This window comes from Pseudoalteromonas sp. SWYJ118, from assembly GCF_015864505.1.
Taxonomy (GTDB): Bacteria; Pseudomonadota; Gammaproteobacteria; order Enterobacterales; family Alteromonadaceae; genus Pseudoalteromonas; species Pseudoalteromonas arctica.
In genome coordinates, this window is record NZ_JADYXC010000003.1 from 153,518 (window position 1) to 164,934 (window position 11,417).

General features: G+C 37.4%; 12 protein-coding genes. 7 read left to right on the forward strand and 5 right to left on the reverse strand.

From position 1 onward, the window contains the following. Window positions 1-24: 24 nt before the first annotated feature. Window positions 25-354: a hypothetical protein gene (locus tag I6F48_RS05150; RefSeq protein ID WP_197118972.1), complete on the forward strand. Its 330-nt coding sequence runs from the start codon at window positions 25-27 to the stop codon at window positions 352-354. A gap of 257 nt (window positions 355-611) precedes the next feature. Here I6F48_RS05150 and I6F48_RS05155 read toward each other — a convergent pair whose 3' ends face one another. Then, complete coding sequence (locus I6F48_RS05155; RefSeq protein ID WP_197118973.1) at window positions 612-1,901, reverse strand: alkaline phosphatase; 1,290 nt, start codon at window positions 1,899-1,901, stop codon at window positions 612-614. Window positions 1,902-2,316: 415 nt separating this feature from the next. On the opposite strand from I6F48_RS05155, the gene I6F48_RS05160 reads away from it, so the two are divergent. From I6F48_RS05160 to rnd, 3 genes are all read left to right on the forward strand, one after another. Continuing rightward, window positions 2,317-3,168, forward strand: coding sequence for an alpha/beta hydrolase (locus I6F48_RS05160; RefSeq protein ID WP_197118974.1), 852 nt, complete (start codon window positions 2,317-2,319; stop codon window positions 3,166-3,168). Window positions 3,169-3,283: 115 nt separating this feature from the next. Then, window positions 3,284-4,936 carry a long-chain-fatty-acid--CoA ligase FadD gene (gene fadD / locus I6F48_RS05165; protein WP_165741958.1) on the forward strand — a complete coding sequence of 551 codons (1,653 nt, stop codon included), beginning with the start codon at window positions 3,284-3,286 and terminating at the stop codon, window positions 4,934-4,936. A gap of 51 nt (window positions 4,937-4,987) precedes the next feature. Further along, complete coding sequence (gene rnd, locus I6F48_RS05170) at window positions 4,988-6,118, forward strand: ribonuclease D (RefSeq protein WP_197118975.1); 1,131 nt, start codon at window positions 4,988-4,990, stop codon at window positions 6,116-6,118. A 162-nt stretch (window positions 6,119-6,280) separates the two neighbouring features. Here the strand turns inward: rnd and minE are convergent, their stop codons facing one another. The 3 genes from minE to minC are packed head-to-tail and all read right to left on the reverse strand — an operon-like array spanning window position 6,281 to window position 8,065. Continuing rightward, on the reverse strand, window positions 6,281-6,544 hold the full coding sequence (gene minE / locus I6F48_RS05175; RefSeq protein ID WP_007377619.1) for a cell division topological specificity factor MinE: 264 nt from the start codon (window positions 6,542-6,544) through the stop codon (window positions 6,281-6,283). A gap of 1 nt (window position 6,545) precedes the next feature. After that, the gene (gene minD, locus I6F48_RS05180; RefSeq protein ID WP_165727982.1) at window positions 6,546-7,355 is read right to left on the reverse strand and encodes a septum site-determining protein MinD; all 810 of its coding nucleotides are present in this window, start codon (window positions 7,353-7,355) and stop codon (window positions 6,546-6,548) included. A gap of 5 nt (window positions 7,356-7,360) precedes the next feature. Then, the gene (minC, locus tag I6F48_RS05185; RefSeq protein ID WP_007583271.1) at window positions 7,361-8,065 is read right to left on the reverse strand and encodes a septum site-determining protein MinC; all 705 of its coding nucleotides are present in this window, start codon (window positions 8,063-8,065) and stop codon (window positions 7,361-7,363) included. 155 nt (window positions 8,066-8,220) lie between these two features. On the opposite strand from minC, the gene I6F48_RS05190 reads away from it, so the two are divergent. After that, window positions 8,221-8,508 carry a YcgL domain-containing protein gene (locus I6F48_RS05190; protein ID WP_024591056.1) on the forward strand — a complete coding sequence of 96 codons (288 nt, stop codon included), beginning with the start codon at window positions 8,221-8,223 and terminating at the stop codon, window positions 8,506-8,508. After that, complete coding sequence (locus I6F48_RS05195; RefSeq protein WP_197118976.1) at window positions 8,501-9,517, forward strand: lytic murein transglycosylase; 1,017 nt, start codon at window positions 8,501-8,503, stop codon at window positions 9,515-9,517. Before I6F48_RS05190 ends, I6F48_RS05195 begins: the two co-directional genes overlap by 8 nt. A 40-nt stretch (window positions 9,518-9,557) precedes the next feature. Here I6F48_RS05195 and I6F48_RS05200 read toward each other — a convergent pair whose 3' ends face one another. After that, window positions 9,558-10,103: a GbsR/MarR family transcriptional regulator gene (locus I6F48_RS05200; protein ID WP_010552940.1), complete on the reverse strand. Its 546-nt coding sequence runs from the start codon at window positions 10,101-10,103 to the stop codon at window positions 9,558-9,560. A gap of 205 nt (window positions 10,104-10,308) precedes the next feature. Between I6F48_RS05200 and adhP the strand changes: the two genes are divergently transcribed. Further along, window positions 10,309-11,319, forward strand: a complete 1,011-nt coding sequence (adhP, locus tag I6F48_RS05205; protein WP_007583268.1) for an alcohol dehydrogenase AdhP — start codon at window positions 10,309-10,311, stop codon at window positions 11,317-11,319. The last annotated feature ends 98 nt before the right edge of the window (window positions 11,320-11,417 follow it).

Genomic DNA, 11,417 nt, shown 5'->3' on the forward strand with positions numbered 1-11,417 from the left:
CATTATTAAGGTTGGAGACGCGTAATGACGCTGCCTATTGGTTCAGGTTTTTTTACCGGAGATATTCCTGGTAGGGTTAGCTCTACCAAAGTTGTTACTAATAAACCACAGGGTTTATTAGACCAGCCGGCTGCTCAAAAAACGAATACCGATTATGTAAAAAGCAGTGTTGAGGGCGTCGAACTGGCTAATCAACTGTTTAAAAGCAGTGCTAAAAGCAATGAATACAGCCAAACAATTTACGACCAACCGACTGCTCTAGTAAGCAAAGCGATTTCTACTTATACTGAATTTGCTAATTTAGAACGCAGGGCAGAAGTACAAAATTTAATAGGCGTTGATATATACGCTTAAAGCTCATTCAAACGTTTTATACCAACCTACATAAATCTTTGATCAATTTAACGGATTAAATTGCACTATAACGTCGTTAAAAATTTTTCATTTAGAACAACTAGATACAAAAATTTTTGCCTAGTTCTAGTGTAATTTTCTTAACGTTAAATAGACCCCGTATATAAGCAGGTTGGTATTAGATAAATACAGTGATAAAATTTAATAAAAAGCCCGAACATATGTTCGGGCTTTTTGTGTTCAAAACGAAGCAAAGATTACTGTTCAATAAAGCCGATTAGCTTATCTGCAATATCAGTATTATTTTGTGAACCAATAAATTGATCACTGCCTTTGCCATAAGCAAATACTTGAACGTCTACAGCGGTGTGTCCACCGGTTGTCCAGCCAGTAAAGCTCGCATCACTAATAATACTTTTAACAGCTAAATTAAGCGCTTTTTCGCCCATTTTTTTAGCTTGCTCAAGTTTGATTTGGTTTTCAGTTGTAAATTCAATATTGGTGTTAGCAGTCCATACTGGTTTTAAGTCTTTAGACTCCATAAGTTTGTCTGTTAACTTACTAGCCGTTGCCTTAACACCTTTAATTACGTCTGTTTCCCATTTAAATTGGCCGTGCGAACCAATAGTTAAGCCGCCCGTTGAGTGATCGGCTGTAACCACAAGTATAGTGTCTTTATTTTTATCAACGTATGCTTTTGCTTTTTCGATTGATTTAGCAAAGTCGTCCATTTCAGCCATCGCACAGGCTATATCGTTAGAGTGACCACACCAATCAATTTGGCTGCCCTCAATCATTACAAAAAAGCCTTCTTCGTTTTGGTTATCTAGTAAACCAAGTGCTTTAGATGTTAACTGAGTCAGGCGAGTTGGGTTTATATCAAGTGCAAATGGCAGGCCTTTGCTTGCATACAAACCTATGGCAGGTATTTGTGTAATTTGGCCCAGATTATTAATATCGTCACCGTATTGATAACCTGCCGCTTTAAATTCTTCAACTAAATTACGGTCATCTCGAATAAAATATTTAGTACCGCCACCTAGCATTAAATCAACGGGTAATTTACCAGCAATCTTATTATCAATATAATCGTTGGCAATATCATCGTAGTTGTAACGAGATTCATTGTGAGCTGTAAAGCTAGCAGGTGTTGCATGGTTTATTTGTGACGTTACAACAAGCGCTGTTGTCATACCACGCTCTTTTGCTATTTCAAGCATAGTTTTAACTGGTTTTTTGTCTGTATCTACACCAACCGCGCCATTATAACTTTTATGACCGCTACTAAGCGCTGTAGCACCCGCTGCACTGTCTGTTACATAAGTATGGTCGTCAGGGTAGGTATGAGCCATGCCTTTTAAAATAGTGTCAAAAACCGTGCCTTCTACTTCTTTTGTTGCAGGGTCATCTTTAAAATAGCGATAAGCCGTGGTGTAAGCCGGACCCATGCCGTCACCAATCATATAAATTACATTTTTAGGTGCTGATTCTGCGTAAGCACCAGAAGCGGTGCATAAAAGTGCCAATAAGCTGATCTGTTTTTTCATGGTTGTACCTTATGAGTGTACCTTATTTAATAGCCGCTGATATTGTATACAGATAGGATGATAAATAAATGAATATCTGAGATATTTATAATTTATACTTTGATTTTATATACATAGAATTGTAGTTAACGCTGTTAGTTCTATTTATTTAAATTATACTAGTTATAAGCTATCTATATATGGTGCTCTCACCTTTTATTTGTTTAAAAGGTACTCAAAATTAATATGTTAAAAAAACTTTGCTTATTACTCCATTTTTAAGTTATTGAAAATATTGAGTTTGGTTTTCTACTCAGTGCTATATTTGATACCAGGAAGATAATTAAAGCGTGAATTTCGCACCATTTCCTAAGTTAGTGGTCTGACAACTTGTATGCTATAAATAATGATGCTCTAAATTAATAAAGGACTTACCATGCAGCCGTTTAATATTGAAACCAATAATTTAAATATTCATGGCTTAAAAGTAGGTTCAGGGAACGAAATAGTAATAGCGCTACATGGGTGGTTAGACAACTGCCATAGCTTTATGCCAATGTTAAACAACGTTAACCCAAAGCACACTTGGTACTGCATTGACTTTGTTGGGCACGGTTTATCGAGTTGGCGAAGTGATGACGCACACTATTATTTTATTGATTATATTGATGATGTGTACCAACTTATAAATGCGCTTGGTGTTAAAAAAGTACATTTAGTGGGTCATTCTATGGGGGCTATGGTTGCAGGACTTTTTGCTAGTTGTTTTGGAGATTATGTTAAGTCTGTTACCTTTATTGAGGGTATTGGTTGTGTTACAACGCCAAGTGAAGGTGTATGCGAACAGCTAAAAAGTGCGGTATTAAATAGAGCGCGTTTAAAAAATAAAAAGTCGAGAATTTATAAATCGAAAGAACTTATTTATGAAGCACGTGCTCAAACAACCGATTTAAATAGTGAGCTTATTACGCTCTTAATGCAGCGAAATATAAAACAGGTTCTAGATGGTTTTACGTTAACAACAGATCCAAAGCTTAAAAATCACTCAGGTTTTAGGTTTGATGAAGCGCAATGTATTGGTGCAATAAAAGATTTAGCTGCACCATGTCAATTAATTTTAGGTAACGAAGGTTATTCGTTTGTAAAACAAAATTTGGCAAAGTATATTAGTTATTACAATAACTTGAAGGTAATTGAAGTAGAGGGTGGGCATCATTGCCATATGCAAAGTAGTGAGTTATGTTTTGAGCATATTCAAGACTTTATGCTGCAAAATGGTGCATGTTAATTGTAAGTTTACGTAAAATGTGGGATTATTCCTGCATTAGAGTATTTGCTCAATTGTTAAAGCGCCTTACTTAGATTAAGGTTAATAAAAATATAATTATAAACAGGGGCTAAGAGTGGAAAAAATCTGGCTTAAGCGCTACCCAGAGGGTATGCCTGAAACAATCGATCCTGAGCATTACAACTCGTTACTCGAAGTGTTCGAAAAAAGTTTTTCTGATTACAAAGATCTACCTGCATTTACTAATATGGGTAAAACGTTATCGTATGACGAAATTGACACCGCAACCAAAAAAGTTGCTTCCTATATTCAAAATGATTTGGGTCTTAAAAAAGGTGACAAAGTTGCCGTAATGATGCCGAACTTACTACAAACACCAGTCACAATTTTAGGTGTTTTGCGTGCAGGTTGTGTGGTTGTAAATGTTAACCCACTTTATACTGTGCGCGAATTAGAGCATCAGTTAAAAGACTCAGATACTACCGCTATTTTCATTCTAGCAAACTTTGCTGACACGCTCGAAAAGTCACTTGCTCATACCGATGTTAAACACATTGTAGTAACGCAAGTAGGCGATATGGTCGGCGGGCTTAAAAAGCATATAGTTAACTTTGTTGTGAAGCACATTAAAAAAATGGTGCCAAAGTTTAACTTGCCTAACACAATTAAATTTTCAGACGTTTTAGCTGCGGATGAAGCTAAATACACGCGTCCTGAAATGAGCTTGTCTGATCTTGCTTTTTTACAGTACACCGGTGGCACAACAGGTGTATCTAAAGGTGCAATGCTTAGCCACGGTAATATGGTCGGTAACCTTGAGCAAGTTTCAGGTTGTTTAGATAAAGTGTTAAATCGTGGTACAGAAGTCGTTATTACTGCTTTACCGCTTTATCATATCTTTGCTTTAACAGCTAATTGCTTAACGTTTATGAAATACGGTGGCTTAAACGTACTTATTACTAATCCACGTGATATGCCTGGGTTTGTTAAAGAGCTTGGCCAACATAACTTCACCGCTATTACTGGCGTAAACACACTATTTAATGGTTTATTAAATACTCCAGGTTTTGCTGATCTAGATTTTAGCCACTTAAAAATGTCGTTAGGCGGTGGTATGGCGGTTCAACGTCCTGTTGCCGAAAAATGGCAAAAAGTGACTGGTTCAAAACTAATGGAAGGCTACGGACTTACTGAATGTGCTCCTTTAGTTACTATTAGTCCTTTTGATTTAAAAGCATACAATGGCTCTATTGGTTTACCTGCGCCTAATACCGATATTAAGTTAATGCTTGATAATGGTGAAGAAGCCGCAAAAGGCGAGCCAGGTGAGCTTTGGGTTAAAGGCCCGCAAGTAATGGTTGGTTATTACAAACGACCAGATGCAACCGCTGAATGTTTAAAAGACGGCTGGTTTGCTACAGGTGATATTGCGACTTATGATGATGAAGGTTTCTTCTTTATTGTAGATCGTAAAAAAGACATGATCATTGTATCTGGCTTTAATGTTTTTCCTAATGAGATTGAAGAAGTAGTGGCTATGCACGAAGGTGTACTAGAAGTAGCCGCTATTGGTATTCCTCATGATGTAAGTGGTGAACAAGTTAAAGTTTTTGTTGTGAAAAAAGACCCTTCTTTAACTGAAAAAGATATAATAAGTCACTGTCGTGAAAATTTAACTAATTACAAGGTCCCCAAACTGGTAGAGTTTAGGGATGAGTTACCTAAAACTAACGTAGGTAAGATACTCCGAAGAGCCTTGAAAGATTAGCAACCTATAAAAAAGCCGACATATGTCGGCTTTTTTATTGTAGGAGATTAAGTGCAATACCAATTGATCGAAACCCAAAATCAACTGAACACTTTTGTTGAACAAATAAAAAACAAACCTATTTTAGCTATCGATACTGAGTTTATGCGTCGTCGTACTTTGTATCCTGAAGTTGCACTTATCCAAGTTTTTGATGGTGAACACTTAGCACTTATAGATCCATTAGCTGAGCTTTCACTATTTGATTTTTGGGAAATACTTAAAGATCCCGCAGTTTTAAAAGTACTGCATTCTCCTTCAGAAGATATTGAAGTTTTTCAAAAGTACGCAGGCTTTGTTCCAGCCCCGTTATTTGATACACAATTTGCATTACAATTACTTGGTGAAGGCAACTGTATGGGTTTTGCCCTTATGGTAAAAGAGCTGCAAGGTATTGAAATAGATAAAAGTGAGTCACGCACTAACTGGCTGCAACGCCCGTTAACTAAAAAACAATTAGACTACGCGGCTGCTGATACTTTTTACTTATTACCGTGTTTTGAGCTGATTATCGATCGCATTAATGCCGCTGGCTTCTTTGACATTGTAATAAACGAAAGTGAATTGATTGCCAAAAAACGTGCATTTCAAACACCTGACGAGCTTTTATATAAAGATATTAAAAATGCATGGCAACTTAAACCGCACGAACTAGCTGTGTTAAAAGAGCTTGCTGTATGGCGAAGAAATAAAGCTATCAAGAAAAATTTGGCACTTAATTTTGTGTTAAAAGAACATAACATGACTGAAATTGCCAAACGTGGTCCTTCAAGTTTAAACGCTCTACGTCAAATTCCAGGAGTTGAAGCTATTGAAGTTAATCGCTCTGGTGTCGATATAATAAAGTGTATTGAAGTTGCTAAAGAAGTCCCAGATGCTGAGCATCCAGATGTACTTAAGCGCTTAATTGATTTTCCTACCTATAAAAAAGTAGCGAAAGATATAAAACAAAAAATCACTAAAGTAGCTAAAGAGCACAATATACCAGAAGACGTTATGGCCTCTAAAAAGCAAATCAATCAATTGATTAGTTGGAATTGGAAGTTAACGCCTGATCAAAAACAGAGTCATATAAAGCCTGACTTACTGAGCTCTTGGCGATATACCTACGTTAAAGATGCTTTAAAAGAGTGGGATACTTAACGCTAAATATATACCTTTAACTGTGTGATAAGGGTCTTTTGATTCATATTACATGGTTAAAAAGTTTTAGTTGAGCGCAGGCATTAAAGCGTAGATATTCATAGTAATTATTAAAAAGTAAACACAAATAAAGAGGGCGCTAATAAAGCGCCCTTTCTTCGATTACTTCTTTTCTTCATCAGGTAGTGTAACGTTTAGCTCAAGTACGGCTAAATCGTCTTCGTTCTGATCGAACTGAACCTGAACTGCATCGCTACTTACGTTCACGTATTTACGGATCACATCTAAAATATCTTGTTTTAATTGTGGTAAGTAATCCGGCGTTCCTCGTTGAGAACGCTCGTGCGCGACAATGATCTGCAATCGCTCTTTTGCTAATGACGCACTGTTTTTCTTTTCTGAGCGGAAGTAGTCAAGTAAAGACACGTTAACCTCCAAAAATCCGTTTAAATAAGCCTTTTTTCTCAACGTCTAAGAAGCGAAAATCGACAGTTTCACCTAGTAGGCGATTAATTGCGTCAGAGTAAGCTTGGCCTGCATCAGATTCTGTATCTAATATAACAGGTTGGCCTGAGTTTGAAGCACTTAACACCGCTTGCGATTCAGGGATCACACCTAGCAGTGGAATTGATAGAATATCTTGTACGTCTTCTACCGATAGCATTTCACCTTTTTCAACACGACTAGGATTATAGCGTGTTAATAGTAAGTGTTCTTTAATGTTTTCTAGGCCTTCTTCAGCTCGTTTTGATTTGCTGTGTAGAATACCTAAAATACGATCAGAATCTCGAACTGAAGACACTTCTGGGTTTGTTGTCACAATTGCTTCGTCAGCAAAGTACATTGCCATCATAGCGCCAGCTTCAATACCTGCTGGTGAATCACATACTATGTAATCAAAGTCTTCTTTTAATTCGTTTAATACGCGCTCAACACCTTCACGGGTTAATGCATCTTTATCACGAGTTTGTGAAGCGGGTAGTAAAAATAATTTATCTACACGTTTATCTTTAATAAGCGCTTGGTTAAGTTTTGCCTCACCATTTATTACGTTTACAAAGTCATAAACAACACGGCGTTCACAACCCATAATTAAATCTAAGTTACGTAAACCAATATCAAAGTCGATAATAACTGTTTTATAGCCTTTTAACGCTAAGCCTGTGCCAATTGCAGCACTTGATGTTGTTTTGCCAACACCGCCTTTACCAGAGGTAACGACAATTACTTTTGCCATGAGATTTATCCTTTAACCAAAGCTGAAATTTCTAATGATTCGTCTTTTTGTTGTATTTGCACTGCATTTCCCCAGTGTTCACCTTGTAGCGAATCACTGATCCAGTAGTTACCATCTATTGAAACTAGTTCGGCTTCAAGTTTTTGGCAAAAAATGTGTGCTTCTTTAAAACCTTTTGCGCCTGCAATAGCGCGGCCGCGTAACGTGCCATATATATGTACATTACCATCGGCAATAACTTCAGCGCCGTGACTTACTGCACCAAGCACGATTAAATCGCGGTCTTTTGCATAAACTTGCTGGCCAGAGCGAACGGTACCGCTAATAATTTGCGCCGGCAAATGCACTGTTTTTTCTACAATAGACGTATTAGCCTCTTGTTTAACAGGTTCGCTCTTAACGTCTTGTGAATAATTCAAAACAGATAAGCCAGCAGCTTTAGCTTGTGTATGTTGCTCATCTGAGCCATTACATACACCAACAGCGTTAAAGCTCATACGCTCGATTAATGACTTTAAGTGTACAAAATCAAGTGAACTGTTTTTAATTTCAATTAAATTAACAACAATAGGAGCACCCTCAAAAAACTTAGGGGCCTGGGCTATTTTTATATATAGTTGTTCTGCTAAAAGGTTTATATCAGTACTATAAAGATGCAAAACTGATAACGTAAAAAGATTCCCTTTTAACTCAAAAATTTGGTCCGACATACACGCTCAATTGAATTGTCTGATTAGAAATTAATTTTAGATAAACGTAGGCTGAATAGGGCCTTTATTGAAATTTCTAATCTAATTTTTCTAACTTATTATTACTCTCATGTTATAGTGTGCGGCATTGTTAAGCAAGAATTTATAGGGTCATAATGCTCACAGCAGTATATAAAAGTAAGAAAAAAGCGGATACGTTCTTATTTGTTGAAAAAAGAGATGATTTTGACAAAGTTCCGGAACCTTTAATGGCTATGTTCGGTCAACCTCTTTATGTGATGATCATCAACTTAGCAAAACGTGAGCATTTAGGTGGGGCAGATTTAGAGACTGTAAAAGCAGCGTTATCAAACCCTGATAAAGGCTACTACTTACAAATTCCACCACCTGAGCAAAATTTGCTAAGTCAGTTACGAAAAGAAAATGGAGTTGATAGTGATTAAAAAACTTATCGTTATATTATGTGGTGTATGTTTAAGCTCATCTGTGATGGCAAAAACACAGGCCGAATTTCAAGATTATTTAGCAAATTTAAAGCAAGAAGCCATCTCAAAAGGCTATGAAGCAAAACTTATTGATGATGCTTTTGCAACAGCAACATATAAAGAAAAAGTGGTTTCGGCTGATAAAAACCAGCCAGAAGTAAAAGAAACCCTTGAAACGTATTTACCAAAACGCGTACCACAGTGGAAAATAGACCGCGCACGCAAGCTTTATTCAGAAAACAAAGATGTACTTGAAAAAGTAGCGAAAGAGTTTGGCGTACAAGCACGCTTTATAGTGGCATTGTGGGGACTTGAAAGTAACTTTGGCGCTATTCAAGGTGGCCATAATGTTATTTCGTCACTTGTTACACTTGCTTTTGATGGACGCCGAGAAGCGCTTTATAAACGCCAACTTTGGGCTGCACTCGACATTTTAAAATCGGGCCATATCACGCTTGATAAATTTAAAGGCTCATGGGCAGGCGCAATGGGGCAAACGCAATTTATGCCTACCTCTTTTAATGCTTACGCGGTTGATTACAATAATGATGGCCGTAAAGATATTTGGACCACAAAAGAAGATGCTTTTGCTTCAATTGCTAACTATTTAAAGCAAGAAGGCTGGAACGACTCTCTTACGTGGGGTCGCCAAGTACAGTTACCTGAAAACTTTGATAGTAAATACGTTTTGGTGCGTGGTACAAAAACGCGCAAGCAGTGGTTAGAATATTGGAATGATTCTGAGCGCTCATTAGCTGATTGGCAAGCACTGGGTGTACGTAAAGCTGATGGCTCTGATTTACCTAATGTGGACGTACGTGCTGCGCTGGTTATGCCTGATGATATAAATGGCCGTATGTATTTAGCGTACGACAACTACAAAGTATTTATGCATTGGAATCGCTCGTATTACTTTGCTACTAGCGTAGGTTACTTGTCGGATAGAATTGGTTATCCAAAAATCTAATTATTAAAATATACATATAAATAAAGCCGCAATTGCGGCTTTATTCTTTTTTGAATATTTTATCTTTTAAGTCAATAACTTTACCAATTCCAGAACCTAGCTTCATCAGCTTATTAAGTTGCTCTGGCGTTAAACGTTGCAGCTCTGATGACCATTTAGTGACAGTTTCAAGTAGGTTGTGAATTTCCCCCATTTGTTTTTGTGCATAAAGCTCATCGTCGTTACTGGCTTCATCTAATAAGTTATCGCGTAGTAATGTTAAGGTGGGCTCAATTTCGCGCTTTTTACGTTCTTCAAATACGCGATTTGCCATATCCCAAATATCGCCAGCAGGGGCGTAGTACTCTTTTCGATCGCCAGGAATATGCTGCACTTTAATTAATTGCCACGATTGCAACTCTTTAATACCCATGCTTACATTACCGCGAGAAATACTAAGCGCATCTGCAATCTCATTGGCTGTCATTGGATTTTTAGTAATAATCAGCAAACCACACATTTGCCCAATCGTACGATTGAATCCCCAGCGGCTGCCCATCTCACCACAATGCATTACAAAGGCAAAATTCTTTTCGGATAAACTCATAGCTTAGTAACTTTCAGTAATTTCAGAAAGTAAATGCTAGCACGCTCATTTTGGATAGCAAGTTCTTAGCCATTTTATAAATTGATTTTAACGACTAAAGTATGATTTAGATTAATATTTATACATCTATATTGGGATATGTTGTACACAACAATACGTAAATAAATCCTTATTTTTAATTTTTTTCACATACGATGGAATGACTATGAAAGCTGCAATTAATAATGAATACAAAGGTAAATTACAAATAACAGATCTGCCAATTCCTGAGGTTGGAATAAACGACGTTTTAGTAAAAATAGCAGCTTGTGGCGTTTGCCACACCGATTTACATGCCTGTCATGGTGATTGGCCGGTAAAGCCAAAAATGCCATTAGTTCCAGGGCATGAAGGAGTTGGTGTTATTGATAAAGTTGGAAGCAACATTAAGCACTTAGAAGTTGGCGATAGAGTGGGTATTCCTTGGCTCTATAGTGCATGTGGGCACTGTGAGTTTTGCCTAGATGGCAAAGAAACACTGTGTTTATCGCAGCATAATACGGGTTATTCTATTGATGGTAGCTATGCAGAATATTGTTTGGCTCACGGTGATTACGTTGTAAAAATACCTGAGGGATTAGGCTTTTCTGAAGCTGCTCCATTATTTTGTGCAGGTGTTACAACCTATAAAGCATTAAAGGTATCCGGTGCTAAACCAGGGCAGTGGGTTGCTATTGTTGGTGTAGGCGGGCTTGGTCATTTAGCAGTACAGTACGCTAAAGCAATGGGTTTTAATGTAATAGCTGTTGATACAGGTAAAGAAAAGCTCGCGCTTGCTAAAGAGCTTGGCGCAGATATAACACTCGACTTTAAAGAAGTTGTTCCTAGCGAAGCTATTTTTGAACAAGTAGGTGGCGCGCATGGCGTTGTGTGTACTGCGGTATCTAAAGCTGGGTTTGAACAAGCTTATAAAAGTGTACGCCGTGGCGGTAAATGTGTATTAGTGGGATTACCTCCAGAGGATATGCCGCTTCCTATTTTTGATACTGTGCTTAATGGCGTGTCAGTAGTGGGCTCTATTGTTGGTACACGTAAAGATTTGCAAGAATGCTTGGAATTTGCAGCGCAAGGTAAAGTAAAAGCGATTATTGAAGAAAAACGCTTAGAGGACATTAACGAGATTTTTGATGATATGCTCAAAGGTGAAATTAACGGTCGCATAGTGGTTACTATTTAATTTAGATTAAGCGTTTATAAAACACAAAAAAGCACGGCTTCTAAATTAGAAAACCGTGCTTTTTAAGTATTTAACTAACCTGAGCTCTGCTTGAGATA